This is a genomic window from Trinickia caryophylli, from assembly GCF_034424545.1.
In the GTDB taxonomy this organism is placed as follows: domain Bacteria; phylum Pseudomonadota; class Gammaproteobacteria; order Burkholderiales; family Burkholderiaceae; genus Trinickia; species Trinickia caryophylli.
In genome coordinates, this window is record NZ_CP139970.1 from 1,352,113 (window position 1) to 1,378,132 (window position 26,020).

Annotated in this window: 23 protein-coding genes; all 23 read right to left on the minus strand. The window is 60.6% G+C overall.

Annotated elements, in window-relative coordinates:
* Positions 1–673 precede the first annotated feature (673 nt).
* Positions 674–1,669 (minus strand): hypothetical protein, encoded by a 996-nt coding sequence (locus U0034_RS06115; RefSeq protein WP_139831095.1) that lies wholly within the window; start codon positions 1,667–1,669, stop codon positions 674–676.
* Positions 1,644–1,958: a hypothetical protein gene (locus U0034_RS06120; protein ID WP_139831094.1), complete on the minus strand. Its 315-nt coding sequence runs from the start codon at positions 1,956–1,958 to the stop codon at positions 1,644–1,646. Before U0034_RS06120 ends, U0034_RS06115 begins: the two co-directional genes overlap by 26 nt.
* A 54-nt stretch (positions 1,959–2,012) precedes the next feature.
* Positions 2,013–3,494: a TolC family protein gene (locus U0034_RS06125; RefSeq protein ID WP_085223396.1), complete on the minus strand. Its 1,482-nt coding sequence runs from the start codon at positions 3,492–3,494 to the stop codon at positions 2,013–2,015.
* A complete protein-coding gene (locus U0034_RS06130) occupies positions 3,484–4,905 on the minus strand; it encodes an HlyD family type I secretion periplasmic adaptor subunit (RefSeq protein WP_085223394.1) in 1,422 nt (473 codons plus the stop codon). The genes U0034_RS06125 and U0034_RS06130 overlap by 11 nt, the downstream gene beginning before the upstream one ends.
* A gap of 44 nt (positions 4,906–4,949) precedes the next feature.
* On the minus strand, positions 4,950–7,052 hold the full coding sequence (locus U0034_RS06135) for a type I secretion system permease/ATPase (RefSeq protein WP_386091975.1): 2,103 nt from the start codon (positions 7,050–7,052) through the stop codon (positions 4,950–4,952).
* A 443-nt stretch (positions 7,053–7,495) separates the two neighbouring features.
* Positions 7,496–8,356, minus strand: coding sequence for a 4-hydroxybenzoate octaprenyltransferase (gene ubiA / locus U0034_RS06140; protein ID WP_085223392.1), 861 nt, complete (start codon positions 8,354–8,356; stop codon positions 7,496–7,498).
* Between the two features lie 179 nt (positions 8,357–8,535).
* Positions 8,536–9,024 carry a Dps family protein gene (locus U0034_RS06145; protein WP_085223390.1) on the minus strand — a complete coding sequence of 163 codons (489 nt, stop codon included), beginning with the start codon at positions 9,022–9,024 and terminating at the stop codon, positions 8,536–8,538.
* A gap of 165 nt (positions 9,025–9,189) precedes the next feature.
* Complete coding sequence (locus tag U0034_RS06150) at positions 9,190–10,650, minus strand: catalase (RefSeq protein ID WP_085223388.1); 1,461 nt, start codon at positions 10,648–10,650, stop codon at positions 9,190–9,192.
* 50 nt (positions 10,651–10,700) lie between these two features.
* Positions 10,701–10,829 (minus strand): hypothetical protein, encoded by a 129-nt coding sequence (locus U0034_RS06155; RefSeq protein ID WP_254902535.1) that lies wholly within the window; start codon positions 10,827–10,829, stop codon positions 10,701–10,703.
* Positions 10,830–11,110: 281 nt separating this feature from the next.
* Positions 11,111–12,070 (minus strand): LysR substrate-binding domain-containing protein, encoded by a 960-nt coding sequence (locus U0034_RS06160; protein ID WP_085223386.1) that lies wholly within the window; start codon positions 12,068–12,070, stop codon positions 11,111–11,113.
* A gap of 140 nt (positions 12,071–12,210) precedes the next feature.
* Positions 12,211–13,095, minus strand: a complete 885-nt coding sequence (locus U0034_RS06165; RefSeq protein WP_085223384.1) for a sulfotransferase family 2 domain-containing protein — start codon at positions 13,093–13,095, stop codon at positions 12,211–12,213.
* 11 nt (positions 13,096–13,106) lie between these two features.
* Positions 13,107–14,885: a thiamine pyrophosphate-binding protein gene (locus U0034_RS06170; protein ID WP_085223382.1), complete on the minus strand. Its 1,779-nt coding sequence runs from the start codon at positions 14,883–14,885 to the stop codon at positions 13,107–13,109.
* Complete coding sequence (locus U0034_RS06175) at positions 14,869–15,615, minus strand: ABC transporter ATP-binding protein (protein ID WP_085223380.1); 747 nt, start codon at positions 15,613–15,615, stop codon at positions 14,869–14,871. Before U0034_RS06175 ends, U0034_RS06170 begins: the two co-directional genes overlap by 17 nt.
* A gap of 3 nt (positions 15,616–15,618) precedes the next feature.
* Positions 15,619–16,422, minus strand: a complete 804-nt coding sequence (locus U0034_RS06180) for an ABC transporter permease (protein WP_139831093.1) — start codon at positions 16,420–16,422, stop codon at positions 15,619–15,621.
* A 12-nt stretch (positions 16,423–16,434) separates the two neighbouring features.
* On the minus strand, positions 16,435–17,748 hold the full coding sequence (gene rfbH / locus U0034_RS06185) for a lipopolysaccharide biosynthesis protein RfbH (protein ID WP_085224374.1): 1,314 nt from the start codon (positions 17,746–17,748) through the stop codon (positions 16,435–16,437).
* 21 nt (positions 17,749–17,769) lie between these two features.
* Entirely contained in the window at positions 17,770–18,855 is a 1,086-nt protein-coding gene (gene rfbG, locus U0034_RS06190; RefSeq protein ID WP_176072573.1) for a CDP-glucose 4,6-dehydratase, read from the minus strand.
* Positions 18,840–19,610 carry a glucose-1-phosphate cytidylyltransferase gene (gene rfbF, locus U0034_RS06195; protein WP_085223374.1) on the minus strand — a complete coding sequence of 257 codons (771 nt, stop codon included), beginning with the start codon at positions 19,608–19,610 and terminating at the stop codon, positions 18,840–18,842. Before rfbF ends, rfbG begins: the two co-directional genes overlap by 16 nt.
* A gap of 49 nt (positions 19,611–19,659) precedes the next feature.
* Entirely contained in the window at positions 19,660–21,192 is a 1,533-nt protein-coding gene (locus U0034_RS06200) for a glycosyltransferase family 2 protein (protein ID WP_085223371.1), read from the minus strand.
* Positions 21,193–21,226: 34 nt separating this feature from the next.
* A complete protein-coding gene (locus tag U0034_RS06205; RefSeq protein WP_085223369.1) occupies positions 21,227–22,309 on the minus strand; it encodes a glycosyltransferase family protein in 1,083 nt (360 codons plus the stop codon).
* Positions 22,302–23,252, minus strand: coding sequence for an NAD-dependent epimerase/dehydratase family protein (locus tag U0034_RS06210; RefSeq protein ID WP_158243519.1), 951 nt, complete (start codon positions 23,250–23,252; stop codon positions 22,302–22,304). The genes U0034_RS06205 and U0034_RS06210 overlap by 8 nt, the downstream gene beginning before the upstream one ends.
* Before the next feature lie 11 nt (positions 23,253–23,263).
* The gene (locus tag U0034_RS06215) at positions 23,264–24,340 is read right to left on the minus strand and encodes a 3-dehydroquinate synthase family protein (RefSeq protein ID WP_158243518.1); all 1,077 of its coding nucleotides are present in this window, start codon (positions 24,338–24,340) and stop codon (positions 23,264–23,266) included.
* Positions 24,324–25,031: an SDR family NAD(P)-dependent oxidoreductase gene (locus U0034_RS06220; RefSeq protein WP_085224372.1), complete on the minus strand. Its 708-nt coding sequence runs from the start codon at positions 25,029–25,031 to the stop codon at positions 24,324–24,326. The genes U0034_RS06215 and U0034_RS06220 overlap by 17 nt, the downstream gene beginning before the upstream one ends.
* A 10-nt stretch (positions 25,032–25,041) precedes the next feature.
* On the minus strand, positions 25,042–25,845 hold the full coding sequence (locus tag U0034_RS06225; RefSeq protein WP_085224370.1) for an aldolase/citrate lyase family protein: 804 nt from the start codon (positions 25,843–25,845) through the stop codon (positions 25,042–25,044).
* Positions 25,846–26,020: the final 175 nt, after the last annotated feature.

Here is a 26,020-nt window from a genome sequence, read left to right on the forward strand (position 1 = left end):
TCAAAAATGGATATATAATAAGAAAAAGTAGCGCAACATTACTTGGCAAACTATGAATTGTTACTGGAAGTCTCTCGCAATCAAAAAACATAAGCATAGCGATCAAAATCATTGCCAGCATGGTGCTGATCACCGCCTTTACATACCTACCGATCATTCTTTTTCTCCGAAATCAACCTCGAGCCATTCGATCAACACCCTCGCTCTCACCCGAAGGGACATTTCCACTGCACTCATGCCGTACCGAAGCGCTGCTCTGCTCAGCCCGCGATTACTGCTTGTGATATACACGACTAAACCACCAAAGAGATACCTAACATCACCGCCATTCACGACCGTTTCTTATGATTAAACTCAAAGATTATTTCCTATATCCCACATCACAGCTCTCCCTAGCTTCGAAGCAAGGCCGCAGGCGTACCCACGGCGCTCCTATATTCGCCCTCGGTCTTCGTCCTGTCGACGACGGCATCGGCCCACCAGGCTTGGGTCTGCAGCTGATCGCTGATATAAGTTCGCCGACCAAGAGAGCGTAGTGACAACCCTGATCTGCCATAAAACTATAGAAGCCCGCAAGATCACCTCCATCTATCATTGCCTGAGCTTGCTGCAACTCGGAGGTCGTCATCGATACGGCCATGGATACTCTCCTCAAGAAACGCAGTATGATTTCTTATTTGCCGATGAATGAATGAGCTATATCGTTGACTCTTGCCTCTATTTCTCGCCAGCGATACAGATCTTTTTTCGTATAAAACGCCTCAGCCATCAAATTTAATTCCGGCACAATAAAATGATGCTCGCAGTGATCAAAGGTATCAAAAGGCGGGACCTTCTTTCGAAGCGTGCTACACTTTATCGTCGTAATTGTTGATTTGTTGTAAAAATATTCAACATGTCCATAGAAACCCCGCATACCGTCGTCTACTGACTGCCTCGACTCCCACTGCATCAATCCGTACGGCCGCTCCTTGTTCAGTATGAATGGCCCCCAGTGCTCAACCATTTCCGGCCGGTCTGACCCGCCCGTTGGAGGGGGATAATGATTATCGAAAGACACCATCATCCACGTTTTTTCAAAGAATGTTTTAGAGGTCGCAGCACGGAAATCGTTGCGATCCTGCTCCGTCAAGACAGGCTCAAGGTTAGATAAGCGAAGCAATATACCGAAATTATCGATTTGCGAATTCTGCGTGACGACTCTGGAGGCTGACCCAGATCCATCGCGTCGATCGCCGACATAGACGACGCCGTATTGCAGATAATACTTCGGAATTCTCAGCCTCACGCCATTCACCGTTCCAACGGCATATCGCCGCGCGTCCCTACTCTCATAAGCCGCTTCTTTTGCGTACGCAGCAGAAGCCCCCGACGTTTCCTGCTGCGCCCGGCATTCGTCAACATACAATGCCGACACCATCACCAAAACGACAACAACAATGGCAAAAAATGCGACTCGCCAAATTGAATTTAGGCATAATCCATTTTTACCAATATCTAGATTCACCATATAAAAGACAGCACCACAAGGATTGCTCTCGACACAATCATCGGACTGAACCATCCGATAACCAGCAGCATTACCGTGCATAGCACCACCTCTCGTCACAGAGAAAAGCAATACGAACAAAACTTCCTGCAGATCATCGACAATATCGAATTGACCCATAATGAACAACCATCAAATACACAGCCAATCCAAAAATAAAATATCTCGCCTTCCACCTCTCAATCACTACAGCATGCGGAGCCACCTTGCATGCCTCGAAAAACAGCACCACTGCCACGATCCAAACTCCGGCAATTAAAAACGCATAAATCGCCAACACTGGGCCAATCAAGCGATCCGGCAAGACATGAATTGTCACCGGAAAATTCTTGCAATTCAAAAATCCGACTGGAGCATAAATTCCCAGCGCAGCCACAATCGCCAGCGTGGCCCTACTATATTCACTCATGACCCACCTCCATAATTACAGACGCAAACTCCCGATCCTTTTTCATGATGGCACTCAAGGACTCTTCCCTACATCCCACAGCCCAGCTCTCCCGAGCTTGGCGGCGAGTTGCAACCTTGCCGAACGCCAGTCGGTCAATGCCTGAATCCGTTGCCGTTTTGCACTCGCGAGCGAGGACTGAGTGGTTAGCAGCTCCAAAATGCTGCCCACGCCCTGGTCGTATCGCCGCTGTGCCGCCTGATACGAGCGACCAGCAACATCGAGCAGCATGGCGCTGTTTCCGACATTCACCTTCGCAACTTGCAACGCCTGATAACTGATCCACACATCCAGCCCCACCTGCCGGCGGGCTTCCTCCAATACGTCTCTCTCATGCTCTGCCTGCGCTCGCGCTTGCTCAACCTGATAGGTTCTGCCGAACCCTTCGAACAGCGGAATCGTTAATTGAAGGCCGAGATACCACTCTCGTCCGGTCGTTGCGAATTGCGGTTGGCCGATCTGCAATGTCGTCGGCTGATTGTTTCGGCTATATTTCGCGACCAGACTGAGCGTGGGCATCCCCTGCGCCTTCGTCTGCGCAACCTTCGCCTCGGAGGCTTCGAGCTGTGCCTGCGCGGCTGCGATGCTTGGATGCGAACGTTTGGCTTCACCGATGAGCTCGGAAATCGACTCATCGAATTGCGCGTCCGGTAGCACGCCCTCGGCCACCTCCGGCAACGCAAGCGGAGTATCTGGCTCGAGATTCATGTCCGCCGCAAGCGTACCAACAGCGTTCTTATATTCACCCTCAGCCTTCGTTCGGTTGACGACGGCATCGGCCCACGAGGTTTGGGCCTGCAGCTGATCGCTGATTGGTGCGACGCCCTTATCGACTTTTGCGGTAGCCGCTTTGAAGCTGTCGCTCGCGTGCCGTTCGATTTCCTGAGCCGCGGCAAGCGCGCCTTCGGCCGCCTGGGCCGCGTAGTAGTCCTTGGCGACGCTCGCGAACGTCTCCTGCAACGTGGCATCTTCCGTCGCACGCGCTGCAACGAGCAACGCCGTAGCATTGGAAAGCGCGGCGCGCCGTCCTCCGAAATCGTAGAGAACCCAACTCAGCGAAATGCTGTCCGTCCGCAGCAGGCTGTTGCGGTATTTCGAATTGAATTGTGGAAATCCGTCGATGTTCGTGGTCGTTTCGTCCCGTACGCCCTGCCAGTTTGCCGTCACCCCAGGCAAGTAAGCGGCTCGGCTCACGCCCACCGCCGCTGCCGCGGCTTTCACGTCCGCCCACGCCTGGCGTGTCTTCGGATGATTGCAAAGGGCGCGCTCGATCGCATCCGGCAATGCAAGCGGTGCCGATAACGCGCCAAAAACGCAGACATCGCCGCGCGGCCCGGCAGCGACCATCGATGCCGCCGCGCTCGGGGGTACCCCGCGTTCCGAGAAAAGCGGATCGAACGCGTGAGCAACGGCCGCGAGAGAAAGCAACACCCACGCAATATGGCGATGATGTAAACGCTGCGGCTTTGCTTCGCCCACTTGCTGCTTATCGTTCATGCAGGCTTTCCTGTCCTGCCTCGACCACGGGATCGAAGAAGTAGTGTGCGACGCTGCGCTTGCCAGTCTTGATTTCTGCCGTGACGGTCATGCCCGGCGTCAACGCAATCCATTGATCGTTGGCCAAAATCCGATTCGTCGACAAGCGCACGCGCGCCACGAACTTGAGGCCGAGCCTCTTGTCCTGAACCGCATCGTTCGGTACGGATACGACCGTCCCGGTCAGATAGCCGAATCGTGTGTACGGAAACGCATCGATCTTGACTGCCGCGCTTTGTCCGGCTTTCACGAATCCGATGTCCTTGTTTTCGATATCGACCTCGACCTCGATCGAATCATCGGGGACGATCTCCATCAACGATTGAGCCGTCGTCACCACGCCGCCGAGCGTATGCACGGACAATTGCTGGACTGTGCCAGCCACCGGGGCCATCAACGACATCAGCTTTTGACGTGTATCGGCTTTCGTTTCGTCCTGGCTGCTCTGCTTGAGCTGCTGTGCGGCTTTGTCGAGCGTATCGAGCTGGGTGCTGCGGAACTGCGAGATGGTCGAGGCGATATCGGCTTTTTGCTCCGCGATTCCCGCTGCCAGCTCGCGTGCACGGCTTTGCTGTGCCGCCAGATCATGTTCTTTCTGCAGCGCAGCCTGTTCCTTGTCGAGGTAGTCCGTCTGTGCGACGTATTTGTCCGCCGCGAGCGCGTGATACCGATCCGCTTGCTGACGCGCCAGCGGCGCGGTCGCCGTCAGGCTCGCGATCTGCTCGCGCGTGGTGGCAAGTTCCGCCTCGCGTTTCGCGAGTTCCGCACGCGATCCGTTTAGTTTGTCTTCAAAAGCCTCGAAAACGCCCTCAGCGAAGCGCTGCGCCTGCTCGAGATCGGCCGGCGACGCATCCGCCGCAGCCGCAACGGCTGGCGAGCGGCCGTTTGCCTGCGCTTGCAGCAGCGCCGATGCACGCGCGACGGTTAGCGCCGCATCGATCTTCGAAGCACGGGCTTTATCGGCATCGGCGGTTGCCTGCGTCGTATCGAGCTCGATAAGCAGATCGCCCGCGCGCACGCGCTGCCCGTCGTGCACGACGATGCGGCGGACTACGCCGGTGAGCGCGGGTTGGATGACCTTGATGCGATCGTTCGGAATGAGCCGCCCCTTGGCGACGGCCACGATATCGAGCTGGCCAAACGCGGCGACGAGCGCGGCGAGTGCGGCGAGCGCCACGATGAGGCGCATCGACCAGCGAGGCAGCGGATGCACGGGTGTCTCGACCAGCTCAAGGTTCGCCGGCAGAAATGCCAATTCATGGCTCGTGCGCGATTGCCCGTCGAGTTCGCGACGAATCGACCATGCCGTACGAAACACGGCACCGTAACGGCGCAGTAGGTCGAACAAAGCCTGGGCTCTCAGCGGCGTCATGTCGATCGAATTCTTCGCTGTCGGTCAACCGTTTTGAAGAGAAATCAAATGCGCGTAATACCCCCCCTAGCGAGCAGTTCGTCGTGCTTTCCACGCTCGACTACCCGCCCTTTATCCATCGCGATGATTTGATCGGCATGGCGCACCGCAGTGAGCCTGTGCGCGATGATGACGACCGTACGCCCTTGGCACATCGCACGCATGTTTTGCTGAATCACCCGCTCGGTTTCGAAGTCGAGCGCGCTGGTTGCCTCGTCGAAGATCAAAATCCGCGGATCGGTGGCAAGTGCGCGCGCGATCGCAATGCGCTGCCTTTGCCCACCCGAGAGATTCGATCCGTGCTCGCCGACAACCGTGTCATAGCCTTCCGGCAGTTCGGAAATGAACTCGTGCGCCCCGGCCAAGCGGGCCACATGCATGACCGCGCCGAGAGGCATGCCCGGATCCACCACAGCGATGTTCTCGCGAATGGACCGATTGAAGAGCCGGTTTTCCTGCAGGACTACCCCGATTTGCCGACGCAGCCACGCCGGGTCCGCCAGAGCAAGGTCAATTCCGTCGATGCAGACACGCCCGTGCTCGGGAATGTAGAGCCGCCGCAGCAGTTTGGTGAGGGTGCTCTTTCCCGAGCCCGAGCGCCCGACGATCCCGATGATCTGGCCGGCTCGAATGTCGATCGACACATCCTGGAGTACGAGTGGACCATCGCCGCGATAACGAAAGCGAATGTGCTCGAAGCTGACGTCGCCTCGGATCGGCGGCAACGCCTGCCGGCTTTGCGGCAATTCGGTACGCGTGTTCAGAATGTCGCCGAGCCTTCCCATCGAGATCCCTATCTGCTGGAAGTCTTGCCAGAGTTGGGCGAGACGCAAGACAGGCGTGGCCACCCGCTGCGACATCATGTTGAATGCCACGAGTTCGCCCACCGACAGTGCGCCTTCGATAACAAGTTTCGCACCGAGGTAAAGCGTAGCCAGCGTCACAAGCTTGCCCACATATTGGATGAGCTGCTGACCGACATTGCCGAGCTCGCTCACGCGGAATCCCGCCGCTACGTAGGCGGCTAGCTGGTTGTCCCAGCGGCGCGTAAACTGCGGCTCGACAGCCATCGATTTGACGGTTTCCGTCGATGAGACGGTTTCGACCAGGAATGATTGATTGTCAGCGTTCCGGGCGAATTTCTCGTTCAACCGTTGACGCAGCGCCGGGTTGAGCGTCAACGAAATGGCGGCATAGACAGGCAGAGAGGCCATCACGACGATCGTGAGGCGCACGCTGTACGTGAACATGACCGCGAAGAAGATGAACGAAAAGAACAGATCGATGACGGCGGTGAGAGCCTGCCCGGTCAGAAAGCTGCGGATATTTTCGAGTTCACGCACGCGAGCAACGACGTCGCCTACGCGGCGCGCGCCGAAGTAGGCGAGCGGGAGCGCGAGCATATGGCGAAAGAGGCGCGCCCCGAGTTCGACGTCGATGCGATTCGCCGTATGAGAGAAGACGTAATTACGCAACCCTGTCAGCAGCACTTCGAACGTGGAACTGATCAGCAATGCGATGCAAACGACGTTCAATGTATTGAAGGCCCGGTTGACGAGCACCTTGTCCATGACCACCTGAAACATCAGCGGGGATACGAGCCCGAACAACTGGAGCACCGCCGAGACGAGCAGCACCTCGAGCAACAGCCGCCGATACTTGACCACGGCCGGAATGAACCACGAAAAATCGAACCGGGCCAACTCGCCGGCAAGCGATGCGCGCGACGCGAACAGAATCAATCGGCCGTCGCTGCGTATCATCACTTCATCGGGCATCACCGTAACCGGCGATGTACGGCCGCTATCGAGCACGAGAGCCTTGCCCGCGGTACAGCCCGCGACAATGAAATGCTTGCCTTCCTTATCGAGTGCGAGCGCGGGGAAAGGCGTCCGTGCGAGACGCTCGGCCTTTACTACCACCGTGCGCGCTTTCAGGCCCAGCGAACGCGCGGCGAGCAAGAGCATCGGCTCGTCGAACGGTGCAGTGCCTGCCCCCACTGAATGGCGAAGCTGGCCCGCATCGGCGGTGGTGTTATGAAAACGCGCGATCAATACGAGCGCCGAGAGGCCCGGATCAGGCGGTACTTGAGGGTTGGATTCGGCCATATGCGCAACACACCATCGGGGCGCGATGCGCTCCGGTGCGTCAGTTCCCGTCAGCGATATTTCGCGCGGGTAGCCGCGTCAACCGTTTGCCTTCGATATGACAAGCCTGGACGCGATGCCGCGCAGGCAAGAGTCGACCTGATGCTCATACAGCCCCCGTTAAAGCTGGTCAGTTGTTGTCAATTAGTAAGGTTTATTATGGCTTTGTAATAACTTTCGCGCGAGCATCTATTCGCAACTCAAAACCCTGCTAAAGCCAAAATATACCAATACCACCTCTATCTTTGCAATTCGCTATTTTATTTTTTTGCGCAAACGATTGGCATTGGACCGGCGTGGCAGTCATGAACGACGGCGCGACCCGCCAAGGCGGTTCTTTCATCGGCTAGCCGGGCGGCCACCCGGCATGTTTAACGCATCGACAGAGCCACCTTGCGGTCGATTCAGCGACCGATCAGATAGTGCGCAGCAATACCGGCAAAGAGCACGCCGCCGAGCCAGTTGTTGTGATTGAACGCCGCGAAGCAGGCCATGCGCTCACGGTTGCGAATCAGCGTGTAGTGATAGATCGCGCAGCCGGCCGCGCCAGCCAGCCCAAGCCAATACGGCCAGCCGAAGCCACGCTGCGCGCCGAGCACGCCATAGATGCCGAGCGTCGCCGCATAGCAGAGCATGATGGCGGCGATGTCGAAGCGGCCGAACGTCAGGGCGGAGGTCCGAATACCGATCTTGATGTCGTCGTCGCGATCGACCATTGCGTACTCCGTGTCATACGCAACGGACCAGAACACGTTCGCCGCGAGCATGGCCCAGGCGATCGCCGGTACGTGGTTCTGCACCGCCGCAAAGGCCATCGGGATGCCGAAGCCGAACGCAATGCCGAGATAGGCTTGCGGAATCGCGAAAAAACGCTTGGTGAACGGATAGCTGCCTGCAACGAAGAGCGCCACCACCGAAAGCGCTTTCGTCAGGCCGTTGAGCGGCAGAATGAGCAGAAACGAAATGAACGCCAGGCTCACCGCGATCGCCACCGCCTCCCACGCGTGAATCTTCCCCGACGTCAACGGCCGTTCGGCCGTGCGCTTGACGTGCTTGTCGAAATCGCGGTCGGCGTAATCGTTGATCGCGCAGCCCGCCGAGCGCATCAGGATCGTGCCCACGGCGAAGATTGCAATGAGCGAGAGTGGCGGGTGGCCGTCCGACGCGATCCAGAGTGCGTTGAGCGTCGGCCAGAGCAAAAGCAGGCTGCCGATCGGCTTGTGCATGCGGATCAGGCGCAGATACAACGGAAGGCGGGCAAACATGAGGGTGGACATCGGGCAGCCGATTCGAGCGTCGATTGCCGTATTTTAAGGCCGAAACGAAAAGGGCCTTCCGGAGCGAACCGGAAAGCCCTGCGTCGTCGCCGGCCGGCGCGCGCTCACTCGCGCGGGGGCCGCTGCCGGCATGCGAATCGACGCACGAATCGGCGTGCGTTGCGACGTTACGCCAGCATCGCGCGCAGCATCCACGCCGTTTTTTCGTGCGTCTGCATCCGTTGCGTGAGCAGGTCGGCCGTCGGCTCGTCGTGCGCCGCGTCGGTAGCCGGGAAGATTGCGCGCGCCGTGCGCACGACCGCTTCCTGGCCTTCCACGAGCTGACGAATCATCTCTTCGGCGCTCGGCACGCCGTCAGCCTCGGGGATCGACGAAAGCTTGGCGAATTCCTTGTAGCTGCCCGGCGCGGGCGCACCCAGTGCGCGAATGCGCTCGGCGATGGCGTCGACGGCCAATGCGAGTTCCGTGTACTGCGTCTCGAACATGAGGTGCAGCGTGTTGAACATCGGGCCTGTCACGTTCCAATGGAAGTTGTGCGTCTTGAGATAAAGCGTGTACGTGTCGGCAAGCAGTCGCGAGAGCCCTTCCGCAATCTTCTTGCGATCCTTGTCGCTGATGCCGATGTCGATTTGCGTAGCGGTGTTTTTCTTTGCCATGGCTGTTCCTTCAAGAATGATGCAATCGTAAAGACGGCGATACGTTCAATGCGCGCGGAACGAAGCGAGATGCCCGGCCTCGTTGCATCGAGCCGAGCGCCAGTGTAGCCCAGGCAAAGGATGCGGCGCCACCTCGCGCACGCCGCACACCACGCTACCGAGCCATTACGCCACGTTTGCCGCTTTTGCCGCTCGTCTGCGCTCGATGGCCGCGGCCACCCCCGCGCCATAGGCGGGATCGGCACGCCGAAAATGCTCGAGCTGACGCGCGACGATCTCCTCGGGCACCCCATCGATATGACGCGCGATGTTGTCGAAAAGCCGCGCCTGCTGGCCAGCATCGAAGAGCCTGAAGAGCGCGCCCGGCTGGCTGTAGTAGTCGTCGTCCTCCCGATGGTCATAGCGCTCGACGGTACCCGCCGCGAGCGGCGGCTCCATTGCGCTGCGATCCTGAGCGAACGCGCCGAAACGGTTCGGCTCGTAGTTCGGCGCGCCGCCCAGATTGCCGTCGGTACGCATGGCGCCGTCGCGGTGAAACGAGTGGAACGGACACCTCGGCGCGTTCACCGGGATCTGGTGGTGATTGACGCCCAATCGGTACCGCTGCGCATCCCCATACGAGAAGAGGCGCCCCTGCAGCAGGCGATCCGGCGAAAAGCCGATACCCGGCACCACGTTCGCAGGCGTAAACGCGGCCTGCTCGACGTCCGAGAAGTAATTGCCCGCGTTGCGATTCAACTCGATCACGCCCACGTCGATAAGCGGGTAATCCCGATGCGGCCAGACTTTCGTGATATCGAACGGGTTGTAGGGCACCTTTGCCGCATCGGCCTCCGGCATCACCTGAATGCGGAACTGCCATTTCGGGAAGTTGCCGCGATCGATACTCTCGATCAGATCGCGCTGAGCGCTCTCGCGGTCACCCGCGATGACCTGCGCCGCTTGCGCGTCGGTGTAGTTCTCCACCCCCTGTGCCGATTTGAAGTGGAACTTCACCCAGAAACGCTCGCCCGCATCGTTGACGAAGGAGAACGTGTGCGAACCGAAGCCGTGCTGCTGCCGGTAGTTCTTCGGAATGCCGCGATCGCTCATGAGAATCGTCACCTGATGCAGCGATTCGGGATGGCGCGACCAGAAATCCCACGCGGCCACGTTACTGCGCAGGTTCGTATAGGGGTCGCGCTTTTGCGAGTGAATGAAGTCCGGGAACTTGAGCGGATCGCGAATGAAAAACACCGGTGTGTTGTTGCCGACGACATCCCAATTGCCCTCCTCCGTATAGAACTTGATGGAAAAGCCGCGCACGTCGCGCTCGGCATCCGCCGCGCCGCGCTCGCCCGCCACAGTGGAAAAGCGGATGAAAAGCGGCGTCTGCTTGCCGATTTCGCCGAAAAGCTTTGCCTTCGTATAGCGCGTGATGTCATGGGTGACGGTAAATGTACCGAACGCGCCCGAACCCTTGGCGTGAACGCGCCGCTCGGGGATCACCTCCCGATCGAAATGCGCAAGCTTCTCGAGCAGCCAGACATCCTGCAAGGCGACGGGGCCGCGCGGGCCGGCAGTCAACGAGTTCTGGTTGTCGGCGACGGGCGCGCCGGCGGCGGTGGTGAGCTTGCGGTCGGACATGGGGAACACTCCTTTTTCGGTATCGGGTCTGTCGTGCGGGAAGGGGCGCGCTATGCAGCCCAGGCGCGGTCCGCCAGCAATGCCAGGACGGCTTCGCGGGAGCGGGCAGAAGCGCCCTGCGAACGGCCATCGGCCGAGGTCTTGTTCGTTTGAAAGATGCGACCGATCAGCTGTGACATGGCTTCTTCCTTTCTCAGAGGGGTTGCGGCAACCCATGGAAGAAGTTTATTCGACACTATTGAATATGTTAAATTGATTGATTTTATCTATTCAATAGGCGCGCGCGTGGCGAGACCAACACCACGCGCCAACCGCGCGAGCGGGCGCTATCGAAAGTTTCCGCGTGGACCGCGGCATCTGATCGAGCAGACAGAGGAGGCCCGATGGAGGGGCCGATGGAGGGGCCGATGGAGGGGCCGATGGAGGGGCCGATGGAGGGGCCGATATAGCGGCCCCGCCGTCAGTTGACCGCGGCTGGGATATTGAGCTTGGTAACGCCAGGCAGATCGCAATTGGCGATTGCATCGCTGATGGCATCGATAGCCGGCATGCGTGTGAAGCTTTTGCGCCAGGCGAGCACGACGCGACGATCGGGCACCGGATCGTCAAAAGGCACGTAGCTGAGAAGCCCCGCATCGGGCCCGCCAGCATGCGGCCTCACGTCCGGCACCGACATGCGCGGCAGTACCGTAATGCCGACACCGCTCGCCACCATGTGGCGAATCGTTTCGAGCGACGATCCCTCGAACGTCTTCTGAATGCCGTCCGCAGTCTGGGAGAAGCGCATCAACTCGGGGCACACGCCGAGCACATGATCGCGGAAGCAGTGCCCGTTGCCGAGCAGCAGCATCGTCTCCTGCTTGAGGTCGTCCGGATCGATCTTTTTACGGGATTCCCACGCGTGGCCGGCCGGCAGCGCCACGACGAAAGGCTCGTCGTAGAGCGGGCGCACCATGAGCCCCGTTTCGGGAAACGGCAAGGCCATGATCGCGACGTCGATCTCCCCCTGCTTGAGCAGCTCGATCAACTTCAGCGTGTAATTTTCCTGCAGCATCAACGGCATCTGCGGCACGCGCCGAATCATCTGCTTGACGAGCGTAGGCAGTAGATACGGCCCGATCGTATAGATGACGCCGAGCCGCAGCGGCCCGATCAGCGGATCCTTGCCTTGCTTGGCTATTTCCTTGATCGCGAGCGTCTGCTCGAGCACCCGCTGGGCCTGCGTGACAATCTGCTCGCCGATCGGCGTGACGCTGACTTCGCTCGTGCCGCGCTCGAAAATCTGCACATTCAGCTCGTCCTCGAGCTTCTTGATCGCAACCGACAACGTCGGTTGGCTGACGAAGCATGCCTCGGCGGCGCGGCCGAAATGTCGCTCGCGCGCCACCGCCACGATGTATTTGAGTTCGGTGAGCGTCATGGTGGGGACAATCAACGCATAAAGTTCGATAGGTTTATCTTATACACCTACCGCGCGAATTCGCCAACCGCTGAACGACGAAGCGGCGCGCGTCTCAGCGAAAGCCCCCATTCATGTGGGCCACACCGAACGATCCGGCCTTACTCGGCCTGCACTGTATTCATGTACAGAAAACCGCCCCACTGTCGATAGAAACGGTTCATGCAGTATTCGTAGAGCGGCAGGTCGTACCGGCACGCCTCCATCAGCAATTCGATCGCGCGCAGGCTCAAGGGCTGCCCATGGCGCGTCACGGTACGGCTGCTGCTGCGAGACACCTGACGCAGCGGCGCCAGCCCGCCGGCCCCGGTGGCCTGCTGGCGGGCGAGGAACTCCGGCTCATGGATCGCGGCCAGGATGGCCGCGGCGTTGGCCAGTTCCTCGAGCGGTGCAGTCAGATAAAAGGACCGCAGCGCTTCGAGTGCCAGCGCGTAGGCGTCTTTCGGGGGCGCGACAATGATCGAGCGCCAGACGTCGTGCCGCACCACGCCCTCGTCGACGAGACAAGCGAAGAAGTAGGTGTAGATATTGAAGACGCTGATATCGTCCATCTTCGATTCGATGAACGACTCCAGCGATACCTCGGGCCGGCAGCCGAATTGCTCGTTCTGCGTGTCGCGATAGATCTTCCTGGACCATTCGTAGTACGACACGATGCGATCGAACGGATGACGCAGCACGGTGAAGCAGGCAACCTTCTCCGGCTCGAGATAGCGCTGGATTTGCACCGGCACGTGAATGTGCAAGAACCGGTGCGAAGCGAACTCGCGTTGGAAGGACCCTGAGTCGCGCAGCTCGGCGAAAATCGAGAACCGCTTCGACTCGACGAACGTGTCGAGCACGAAGTCGTTGCCGAGGTTGGTGAAAAGAAAATCGAGTAACGCGCTACCGCCCGTGCGCGGCACGTGCGCGAAGCAGTACCGATTCACTCCTTCCAATTGGCCCCGGGCCAGTGCCAGGGCCTCGTCTCGCGAGGTCAACGACATACCGTTGCCGCTCACATCAAGTACTTGGCGACGCGCGAGTAGAGCTCTTCGGAGAGCTCCGGCGACATCTTGTGAAGCGGGTTGGACGCCATGCCCGTCGGCGTCACGCGGCTCGTGATCTTCGGGAAGTAGGTCTGTTCCGGATCGATCGTCACGAGGAACGCACACGGGCCTTCGGCCTCGAACTGCTCGATGAAGCGCGGATCGTTTTCGTAACCGACGCCCACGCGCACGGCCGGCACGCCGTACGCGGCAAAAAGCGCTTCCCAGTTCGGCAAGCCGAGGCCGGTCTGCAGATCGCAGCCGACGTACCGGCCGCCGAAATAATTGCGTTGCGTCATGCGAATCGACGCATAGCCCGAATCGTCGAAGACGAACATCTTGAGATTGAGCTTGTTGACGCCGACCGTTCCGACTTCCTGCAGGTTCTGCGAGAAACCGCCGTCGCCTTCGACGAGAATCACGCGGCGGTCGCGATTCGCAAACGCCGCGCCGATCGCGCCCGACAGCCCGTAACCCATCGCCGCCAGCCCCTTGTTCGTCACGATGCGCTGCCCGACCTTTTGAGCGAACGTCTGCATCATGACCGTGAACGCGCCGCCGCTGCTGCAGGGAATGACGACATCATCGGCACGCGCGAGCGTCGAGAGCCGCTCCACGAACCGGAACGGCGAGAGGTAGCCTTCCCGGGTCGCGTTTTCTTCCACGAGCGGCAGTGCCTTCTTGACTTCTTCGCAATGGTGCAGCCACTCGGGCCATTGGCCCTCGATTCGCTGCATGATCGGCACAAGCCACGCATTGACGTCGGCGCACACGGGCAGGTCCACGCGCGGGTGGCCCTTCGCGAGCTCCGCCGGGTCGCAATCGATCTGAACCACTTTCGCCTTCAGGCCGAACTCCTGCCAATTGAAGCCCGTTTGCTGAAGACCGAGCCGCGTGCCGAGCGCGAAGATGACGTCGGCTTGCTGCAGCAGCAGGTTGGCGTACCGCTGGCCCCAGGTGTTGGGCCGGCCGAAATAGCAGCGATGATCGGCAGGCACACGATCCATACCGTTCCAGGTGGTGAAGAGCGGCAAATCATGCCGCTCGGCAACAGCAGCCAGCGCGGCCGCCGTTTCACGCGATACACCGCCCCCGATCAGGAATGCCGGGCGCTTCGCGGCGCCAAGCAATGTCAGCGCTTCGTCGATCGATTCCTCGGCGCGCTTCACGCCGGCCGGCAGCACGGGTGCCGCCGGCACGTCCGGCTGCGCTGTCGGCAACTCGTTCTCCGCGAGTTGGCGGCCCTGAACGTCGAGCGGTAGTTCGATGAAAACGGGGCCGTGGCGACCATTCTCGTTGCTCGCGCAAAGAGCGGAGAACTCGGCACGCGAAACCGGAGCGTCGAGGCGCCGGCTGACGACCGTCACGGGCTTGGCGATCGCCACCCCGTCGACCTCCTGGATACCGCGCTGGCGCAGTTGGCCAAGCGCGAGATCGCTCGTCTTCACCTGACCGCCGATCACGAGCAGCTCACGACTTTCCAGATACGCACCGGCCAATGCCGTCACGATGTTCGTGAGCCCGGGGCCCGCCGTGACCAGCGCAAGTGCCTTGCCCGAGGTCGACGTCGCGTTGAAGTATTCCGCAGCCACCCCGGCCGCCACTTCATGGACCACAGGCACGCATTCCAAATGATGGCTGAGGCTCTCGAGCAAGTGCATGATGTTGCCGCCGGCAACGAAAAAGCAATGCGTGTAGCCATCGGCCTTGAGCCATTCGGCGATCCAGTCGCTATATTTCTTCTGCATGATTCCGTTCAGTCGTTGAGTCTATCGATTCTTCGCCGACGATCTTGCCGTGCGAAACATGCAGAATCCGACTGCATGTCCGTGCGAGCATCGCCTGATCATGCGATGCAATCACGACGATCGCCGAGCGGTTCATGAGGTGCGTGAGGCGCTCGGAAGCGCGCTCGCGGAATTCGTCGTCGCCGACGCTGAGCCATTCGTCCATCAGCAGGATGTCCGAACCCACCGATGTCGAAATCGCAAAGGCGAGCCGCATCATCATGCCGCTCGAGTAAGTGCGCACGGGGAGTTTCAGGTATTCGCCGAGCCCCGAGAAATCGGCGATTTCGTCGGCATGCGGGCGAATGCGCTTCGGCGACAGGCCCATCGTGATCCCGCGCAATACGATGTTCTCTTCGCCTGTGGCGTCGGAGTCGAAGCCCGTTGCGATATCGAGCAGCGAAGTCACCGAGCCTTCGATGTCGAGCCGGCCGGAAGTCGGCTCGTAAATCCCGCTGAGCGCCCTCAACAACGTGGTCTTGCCCGAGCCGTTGTGACCGAGCAGGCCGATGCGCTCGCCGTCACCGAAGTGAAACGACATGCCGTCGACGGCGCGCACGCTGACACGCTTGTCGCTACCGGAGAGCCTGCCGCCCGTCGCGGCCTTGAGAAAAGTCTTTCTCATGGACCGCTGCGCGCCCTGGTAAATCGGAAACTCGACGACGAGTTCTTCTGCCGTGATATGAGCCATGGCTTACAACCAATACACGATGCGCGAACGAAAGCGCGAGAAAAAGGCGAACGACAGGAATGCCGTTGCGAGCATCACCGCCGCCACGCTTTGCCACAGCACCGGATCGAACCGCTCCCCTAGCAGCGGATTGCGCACGAGCTCGAGCATGTAGAAAAACGGATTCAGCTCCGCGATCCACTCCCGGTTTTTCAGGACGTCGGCACGCCACATGATCGGAGTCATGAAAAACACGACCTGCAGCACGTTGGCGACGATCTGCGGAATATCGCGAAACCGCGCGCTCAGAAGGCCTACGAGCAGCGCCAGCCAGAACAGGAATACCGCGACGATGGCGAGCCCCACTACGGCCATCGCCAAGCCGGTGAGGCTCAACGGCCGGAACCAGAGCACGACAGCCAGCAGCACGACCGCGTTATGCGCGAAGATAATCACGTTGCGCCAGATCAGCCTCAGCACATAGGACGCGATCGGTATCTGTCCTGACTTGATGCTTCCTTCCGCGCCCATGAACACGAAGCAGCTTTCGTTGATCACGGCCGCCATGAAGTTCCAGGTGATCAACCCCGCCGCCAGATACGGGATGTAGTGTGCGACGTCCTGATGGAACAGTCCCGCATACATGACCCCGAGGCCGGCGACGAGCAGCGCCGTGCTCAGGGTGATCCAGAACGGCCCGAGCACGGAACGGCGGTAGCGCTGACGAATGTCGTGCCAGCCGAGAAAGACCCACGTCTCGGTGGCATTCAACGCCTTGCGCAGATCTCCCGCGGCTTCCGCCATCCGCGTGGAAAACGACTTTTGCAATTGCAGTCCTGATTAAAAATTGACGCCGACGAACGTTTCGAGCCGATCGACGACGTAATCGAGCATCTCGGACGTCAGCCCCGGGTATACCCCTACCCAGAACGTCTGGTTCATGATGCGGTCCGTCTGCTCGAGCGTGCCCGACACGCGATAGTTGCGCCCCTTCATATACGGCTGGCGAGTCAGATTGCCCGCGAAAAGCAAACGCGTGCCGATTTTATACTGGTCGAGGTACTCGAGCAGATCGACGCGGTTGAACGACGCGGATTCGCGAATCGTGATCGGGAAGCCGAACCAGGACGGCTCGCTGCCGGGCGTCGGCTCCGGCAGAATGAGAAACTCCTCGCACGAAGCCAGTTTCGACTTCAGGTAGTCGAAGTTGTGCTTGCGCGCCTCGATGAAGCTCTCGAGCTTGTCCATCTGCGCGAGCGCGCACGCGGCCTGCATGTCGGAGATCTTCAGGTTGTAGCCGAGGTGCGAGTACGTGTACTTGTGGTCGTAGCCGAACGGCAGATCGCCCAGCTTCCAGCAAAAGCGCTTGCCGCAGGTGTTGTCCTTGCCCGGCTGGCAGTAGCAGTCGCGGCCCCAATCGCGGATCGATTCCACCGCGCGGCGCAGGTCCGGATTGTTCGTGAACACCGCACCGCCCTCGCCCATCGTGATGTGATGCGCGGGGTAGAAGCTCAACGTGCCGATATCGCCGAACGTGCCGACGAGCCGCCCATCGTAGCGCGAGCCGAGCGCGTCGCAGCAGTCTTCGACGAGCCACAGGTTGTACTTGTCGCACAGTTCGCGCACGACCTTCAGGTTGTACGGATTGCCGAGCGTGTGCGCCAGCATGATCGCCTTCGTCTTCGGCGTGATCGCCGCCTCGATCAACGCCGGATCGACGTTGTAGGTCGGAATGTCCACGTCGACGAAAACGGGAATCGCACCGTTCTGAATGATCGGATTGACCGTCGTCGGGAAGCCCGCCGCCACGCCGATCACTTCGTCGCCGGGCACGATCGCGCGCTCGCCGAGCGTCGGCGAGGTCAGCGCCGTGAAGGCAAGCAGGTTGGCCGACGAACCGGAGTTCGTCGTCAAGACGTTCTGCACGCCCAGGAATTTGGCAAGGCGCGCCTCGAATGCTTCGTTGAAGCGTCCCGTCGTCAACCAGCCATCGAGGGCCGCTTCGATCATCAGCCCGACTTCAGCGCCGTCGATCACCTTGCCGGAGGGCGGGATGACGGTCACGCCCGGTTCGAAGTCGCGCCGGCGAAACGCCTCTTTCGAATATTGTTGAGCGAGTTCGCCGATTTGCTTTCTCAGGGAATCTTGAGTCATTGTGAGGACTTCCATCAAGGGTCACGCTTCGCAAAAGCGTGAAATTTGTTCCAGGCACACCTCGCGCATGTCGGCGCCGCCGAGATAGGCGCGATGCCACGAGACCACTTCGTCGAGCGCGCGCGCAAGATCCCAGCGCGGCTGCCAGCCGAGCCGGCTGCGCGCCTTGGAGCAGTCGAGCTTCAGGTAATGCGCCTCGTGCGGGTGCTTCGTCGCATCGTCGACGCGGTAACCGGCGCCATTGCCCCAGATCTGCGCCATGCGCTCGGCAATCCACGACACCGGCTTCGCATCATTGTCGCCCGGTCCGAAGTTCCAGCCTTCCGCGCAATCCATCCCGCCGCTGGCAAGCCGCTGTGCCAGCACGAGGTAGCCCGACACGGGCTCGAGCACGTGCTGCCAGGGCCGGATCGCGTGCGGATTGCGGATCTGCGCCGGCTTGCCGCTCTCGAATGCTCGCAGCAAATCAGGCACCAGTCTGTCCGTCGCCCAGTCGCCGCCGCCGATCACGTTGCCCGCGCGGCCGCTCGCCAACGCAAGGCCGTGCCGCGAGAAATCGGCGGCATTGAAATACGAATTCCGATACGCCGAGACGACAAGCTCCGTACACCCCTTGCTGCTGCTATAGGGGTCGTACCCGCCCATCGCTTCGTTCTCGCGATAGCCCCACGGCCATTCGCGGTTCTCGTAGCACTTGTCGGAGCTCACCACCACGCACGCCTTGGCCTGTCCCCAGGCACGCACGGCCTCGAGCAGATGGACCGTGCCCATGACGTTGGTGGCATACGTTTCGACGGGCGCCTCGTACGAATACCGCACGAGCGGCTGCGCCGCCAGATGCAGCACGATATCGGGTGCCGCATCGCGCAGCGCGCGCGAGAGCGTATCCGGATCGCGAATGTCGCCGATCACCGAGGCCATATTCTCGCCGACTTTCGCCTGCGTGAAGAGATTCGGCTCGTCGGGCGGCGCGAGCGCGAAGCCCGTCACCTGCGCGCCCATCCGCTGCAGCCACAAGGCGAGCCAGCCGCCCTTGAAGCCCGTATGGCCCGTCAGGAAAACGCGCTTGCCTTGCCAGAACGCCGGATCGACTACCACTTTTTCCACGGTGCCTCCCCGCGCGCCCAAAGCTCCTCGAGGTGGTGCTTGTCGCGCAACGTGTCCATCGGCTGCCAGAAGCCTTGATGCTCGTAGGCCTGCAGTTGGCCTTGACGGGCCAGCGTCTCGAGCGGCTTGCGTTCCCAGATCGTGTCGTCGCCGTCGATGAGGTCGATGACCGCGGGCTTCAGAACGAAATAGCCGCCATTGATCCACGCGCCGTCGCCTTGAGGCTTTTCGCGAAAACTTTCGACTTGCCCGTGATTGATGTTCAGCGCGCCGAAGCGGCCCGGCGGCTGCGTGGCGGTGATCGTCGCCTGCTTGCCGTGCGCGCGATGGAACGCGATCAGCTTGCCGACGTCGACGTCGGCCACCCCGTCACCGTAGGTGAAGCAGAAATCCTCTTCGCCCGCCAGGTAATCGCGAACGCGACCGAGTCGGCCGCCGGTCTGCGTGTCCGCGCCCGTCTCGACGAGCGTCACGCGCCACGGCTCCGCGTTGTTCTGGTGAACTTCCATCTTGTTGCTGGCCATGTCGAACGTGACGTCGGACATGTGCAGGAAGTAGTTCGCGAAATACTCCTTGATCACATAGCCCTTATAGCCGAGGCAGATGATGAAGTCGTTCACGCCATGATGCGAATAGATCTTCATGATGTGCCAGAGAATGGGCCGCCCGCCCACTTCCACCATCGGCTTGGGCCGCAGCCCCGTTTCCTCGCTGAGCCGCGTGCCGAGGCCCCCCGCCAAAATCACCGCTTTCATTCCACCTCCCTGTATCGTTGCCCGTCTTCGCGCAGCCGCCCACGACGGCTCATGCATTCGTCAAGCGCCCCACGGCGCGCCGCACGACGTTTCTCGCCCGCCGGATCGGATTGACGATCAAGTTCGACACGACGCGCACGGGCGCGGTCGTCTGCCGGCTGATTTCCACCCGGGTCGCATATTGCCCGAGGATGGCATGGCTGACGCCGAGGAACTCCCGGCCGAGGCTCAACAGTTCCGCCTGGCTACCCTGCCTGAAGGCATCGTTGGCCGCAAGCGACATGCGGTACTCGGTGATGTTCGCAACCAGCCTGTTCAGGTCCGTGTCCACCCAGACATGCGGCCGCGCCTCGGCGATATCGAGCACGGCGAGCACGGCCGCCACTCCCCCCGGCACCGCCGGATCGACGGCAACCCATCCGCACGGCATTTGATAGATGTCGAAGCCCGAGCGGTTAAAGCGCTTGCAGTCGCGATAGATGTCGCGGTCGTGCTCGGCGTACGTGCGGTGGAAAAGGCGCGTCCACTTGCGCAGTTCGCCGCGCGGCCGCTTGCCTTCGGCAATCTCCTGGATTCGCTCGATCGGCTCGAACAGATCATAAGCGAACAGGTCGCACGAAACGAGAAAGTCGCGAACCGAGCGGAAAACATCGGGTGCGACCTGATTGCGCGGCTCACCGGTAAGGACCGCGGCCTCGACCTGCTTGAAGACCTTGTGGATGCACTCGTGCAGAAACTTGAAACGCGTGCCGTCACGCCGGCCTTCGAAAATCTGAGGAATGACGGACGGCTTCAATACCCCCTTCGATACGAGGTACTGTAATTGCCGGGTCACACCTATACCCCAGAAATAAAAATCGCCAATTCCATGACGCTTGGCGAAATTACGGAAGTGATCGAATTGCTGCGTGTCGCCGGCGTGACGATAAAAAACGAGCGGCCGGTTGACGATTCTCGTGCGTCTCTGGTTGAAGCACTCGAGCAGCCAGCATACGTGCGAGTAGATCTTCTGGACGGCGAGCGCCTCGCGCGCGAGCGAAACCTCGGCGAACCGGCGCCTGAAGATGACGTTCGATATACCGGCGAGCATGAACATGAAGCCGACGGCACGGACGAACTCGTCACCGGTGGCATCGAAATGATCGCCGTTCATCGGCACCATGAACTCGGCCAACAACGCGCCGTCGCCGTCGATGAGCCGCGAATTGAAAATGAAGAGATCGGCGGTGTCCGCGCGGATGAGATCGACGAGATCGAGGATCGTATCGCACACGGGAACTTCGTCATCGCCATGGAACCATACGAATTCGCCGTTGCAGAACTCGAGCGACTCGAACATGTTCTCTTCGGCTGTCGGCAGGAATTCGGTGCGATTGATCAGGCGTACGCGGTCTCCGGCAAGCGGCTCGATGAGCTGCTGCGTCTCGTCCTTGGAGCAGTTGTTGACCACGACGATTTCGACCTGGTCGGTAAACGGCAGAAGGTTGCGCTTCAGATAAAGCACGAGCGCATGCACCCGCTTGCCGCGGTTGTAGGTCGGAATGCAAATGGTCAGCGCATAGCGCTGGTCGGCAGTTGCCATGAAAAGCTATCTCCGGGAAACCACTTGATTGGATCTATGCCTGATACAGCTTCGTGCGACCAGCTTTGAGCCGGTTCTTGATCACATTCGCCGTATACAGAGGGCCCCGTTCTTTCGACATCAGCCAGATCGTGCGTGCAATCGTCAAATACCGCTCGGCCGGCGTGATCTTCGCCACGTAAGCATCGGACATCGGCTCCGAGTAAGGCACGCCGCCGACCGCTTCCTGCGTTTGCGCGACAAATCGCCGCAACTCGGCCTCCGCTCGCGCAAACAGGTTCATATACCGCTCGCGCGCGAGGTGCACCGTCTCGCGCGCGAGCCGCAGTCCTGCCGGATCGTCGCCCCAGACATAGCCCTCGGTGCCGAGCTCGCTGCGGCCGATCAATTCGGTGAAATGCTCGTTCGGCAGGAAGACGACCGGGCACCCGCAAAGCATGGCTTCGATCGCGAGCGCCGAATTCTCATAGCAATAGAAAACGTCGGAGCGCTGAAAAAGATCGCGCAGCTGGTCGGGCGTTTGCGCATCCGGGCGGTCGCGAACGATCTCGACCATGCCGTCGGTGACCGGAAACGTCTCGCCGCCATGGTAATACTTGTACTTGCCGGCGTAATAGCAGCCGCCCTCGCGCTTCGCTCCGGCCGGCGGAGGAACGAAGAACAACGGATCCGACGCGGGGATGAAAATCGTGTGGCGTGACTGCGGAACAGTAGCGGCGATGGTGTCGCTGTACGAAATGCAGTACTCGTCGGCCGGAAACTCCTTGTCGCCGCCGAGCAGGCCCGCGTAATTGAGCACGTAACGGACGACGAAAGGCGCATTGAGCGGATTACCCTTCACGCTCTCCGCGTAAATCGTAATCGGCGTCAATCCGTTCTCGCGGTGGTAGTCCATGATGCGCTTCGTCAATTGCGGCGTATTCAGAGCCGGGTGCGCGGACAGGTACGGCGGGAAATGAGGATGCACGATCAAAAACGCTTGCTCGCCCATGCGATTGAGCGCATGGCAAAGATAGTGCAGGACCTTGATGCCGGCCGAAGTCCGCACGTAGCGCGGCGCAACTACGTAATACGGGTTTCGCGGCTTCGCGAAGAAAATGGACTCTAACTCACTCACCCGTGGATTTCCCTGCAAAGGAACGCAGATAGGCTGCCGTATCGAGGATCTGTCGATCGAGCGAGCGCGGTGCGATATTGCAGCGCGCCTCGAGCGTACGTATGCCCGCCGGCGCGCCAACGTAGTAGTTGTTCGGCTCGGCTTTGACGTAAGGCCGCTCGACCGATACCTGGGCGGCGCCGAGCACGTGCCGGCACCGCTGGGCCAGTTCTCCGACCTCGATCACTTCCGTGCCGACCGTATCGATGATCGACTCGATGCCGATCGTTTCATCCGTCATCGAGGCAATAGCCAGCGAGATCAGATCCTCCACCGCATAGTACGAGCGCCAGACCGGATGCGACGCCTGGATGCGTACGGGCTCGTTTCTCAAGCAGGCGAGGATGATGGACGACAGCGCGTAGAGTTCGTGCTTGTTGATGTACGGCCCGCTCAGATTGAACACGCGCGCGATGACCGCGCGGAATCCGTTTTGCGCGGCCTTTCCGGCGAACACGCGCTCGTCGTCGAGCTTGCAGCGGCCGTAGATCGCGGCATCCGACCGATTGTCGCGCTCGAGGCCCGCATAGGCCGCACCGCTCGACGGAACGAACATGCCCGCCATCGCATGAGTGTCGATAAACTCGACGAGTGCCCGGCGGATGCCTTCGTTGCTGCGTACGTACTCGTCGACGGACATATCGCCGACACGATCCTTGGTACGAAACGCATAATGAAACACGATGGCCGGACGAGAAAGCTTGCGCGCGGGCAGCGAGTCGAGCGCATCGACGGCGACGGTCGCACCGTCAGCGAGCATCACCTCCCGCGCGCTCGAAGCGAACGCATGAATCCGCCCTTCGCCGCCATCCGGAAGACGCCGGCGAAGGTGGTCGAGCGTTGCGCGCCCCAGCCAGCCCGTCGCGCCGGCAACGACGTAGTCGAAGTCGGTATCGGTTGCCATCGCCATGCCAGTCAGAAGGTCTCGATCCCGCGGGCAAACGCCCCGACGATCGCGGCCTGGTTGGCCTCGTTGCGCTCGAGCGGCACGCGCTGGAGCTCGCCGTCGCCCACCGGCATGATCACGCGATAATGCGTTTGCGAATGCTTCTTGTCGCTTTCGAAATGCTCGAAGAGCGACTGAGCCGACACGCGGCCGAGCGAACTCAACGTGCCGCGCACCGGCTCGAGCAACGTCTTGACATGCGCGGCGAGCGTCGCCGCACGCGCTTTCCCGTGCTCGGACAAGCGCTGCGTCTCGAGTGCGAACTGATGGGCCGTCAGCATGCCGACGCCCACGGCGATGCCGTGCGGCACCTCGAAGTGCGTAGCGGATTCGAGCGCGTGACCGAACGTGTGTCCGAAGTTGAGCAGCAACCGTTCCGCGCGATCGAACTCGTCCGTCTCGATAAACCACTTCTTCGCTTTCAGGCTGCGCTCGACGATCGAAAACGCCTTGTCGCGCGCGAGCGGAACACCGGGCTGCAATGCCAGATAGGCGTCGAATTCGTCAGCGCCGCGTGCATAACAGATCTTCACCGATTCCATGAGGCCGCTCGTCAGTTGAGCGGCGTCCAGGCTGTCGGTGAAGCCAAGATCGATGAGGATCCGCGCCGGCGGATGGAAGTTGCCGACGAGATTCTTGTACGTGCCGACGTTGATGGACGACTTGCCGCCGATGCAGGAATCGACCATGCCGAGCAAGGTCGTCGGACAGTAGTGCCAGCGCAGGCCTCGCATGTACACCGATGCGACGAACGTCGCGATGTCCTGGACGATGCCGCCACCTACGGCGACGATCTCGGTCTCGCGCGTGGCGCCGAAGCGCTTCAACTGCTCGATGACCGGGGCCATGCGCTCGAGCGCCTTGTTTTCCTCGGTCGCATCGATTTCGATGACGGGGCCGGAAACGAAGCTCACCTGCTCGCGCAGCCGTGCATCGACGATAAAGATACGGTGCGCGGGCGATTCGACGACCTCGCGCACCAGTCCCTCTCCCAGCGCGACGCTGTAAGCGCCCGTGGAGCTATTGATTTCAAAGGATGCGCGCATACGAAAAACCTTTATCGACAGTGATGAACTGCCCTGTGATCGCCCGATGCGAGGGCGAGCAGCAGAATTCCACCGCTGCCGCGACATCGTCGACGCGCGCAAGCTTGCCCGACGGCGTGGCAGCCTCGAGCTTCGCGATTTGTTCGGCGCTCAGATTCGCCCGCGTCATCGGCGTATCGAGCGCGCCGGGCAGCACCGCGTTGATGACGTGGCCCGCCGCGGCGAGATCGATCGAGACCGAACGCACGAGCCCCTGCAATGCCGACTTGGTCACGCAATAGGACAGCTTGTTCTGGCGGGCGATGTCCTGCCAGATCGAACTGATCACGCACAACCGCGCACCGTCGCGCGCAAGGCGCCCATGCTCGATGAGCGCGTGCAGCGAGGCAAGCACGTGCACGACGTTGGCCTCGTACATCTGACGATGCCGTTCGAGGTCGAACTGGGCGATGTTGTCGTTGCAGTTGTCGCCCTGCGCCCATACCACCGCATCGAGCGACTCCAGTGGAGCAGGCGGCACGGCCTGCGCCGCGGGCGCCCACGCCACGCGCGCGCAGCCGGCCACGGGCTCGCCGTCGCCACGGGCGACGGCGAGTACCTCCCACCCTCGCTGGGCAAACCAGGCCACCAGCGCACTGCCGATGGCCCCGGTCGCACCGAAGACGGCGATTCGAGCTCGCTTCGATGACACGACGCGCCTCTTAGGAGTTGCCGTTCAGCACTTTCCACCGCTCTTCGAGCATGCGGATGCGCTTGTCGTCTTCCTTCTCGATGAGGCCGTAGTACTCACGCTTGTTTTGCAGCCACAGCAATTCGAAGTGCACGGCCTGCAGCAGACCGGCCTCGATGTTCGGCTGGCGCAGCGCATCCGCCGAGTAGATGATCTTGCGCGTTTCGAAACGCGTGAGATAGTTTTCGCTGAGACGGCGCAGGGCCGGCAAGGCATCCATCGACACGCCGCCGCCCACGACGAGCTCGAGGCCCGCCTGCTTCGCCGCCGTGCCGGTGGCGATCGCATAGTCGGTTACCTTGTCGCTGTTGATATCGTCACGCGACATGCCGTTCGAGAGCGAGAAATCCACGCGGCCGAACACGACACCCGTCAGGCCGTTGGGTACGCTCGCCGCGCCCACGAGGCCCTGCAGGTTGTTGTAGCCAGTGATCGTCTCGAGGTTGAACAGGAACTTCGTATCCTGTTGCTCTTCGGCCGAATAGACCTTGTTCTTGGCTTCGATAAACTTGCTCACCGCATAGGGCGACTCGATCATCGGCGCAATGATGTATTCGACGCCGATTTGCTTGCTTTCGAGCAGATCGCGGATGGCTTCACAGCCGCCGATCTTCAAACCCACACCGACACCCGCCTTGCGCGCGATTTCGATCAGGCGCAGCAGTTCGTCGACACGCGTGCCCTCCGCTTCGAACTCGGCCTTCACGGCGAGGTAGCCGAATTCCTCCTTCCCTCGGCGAAGGATTTCCAACATCTTGCGTTCACGGCTATTCATCAACAGCTCCTCATTAAGAATATCTGCGCTGACGCCGCCAACGGCCAGCGGCGGCAACCACTTCTGTTCGACTTTGGGAATGCGGGGGGCGCATTTTCGCTCGCTGACTTGTCGTTGGCGGGCAAACAATACCCGGCCGGCCCTGAGCAGCGTGCAGTGTACTCGTTACAGTTTG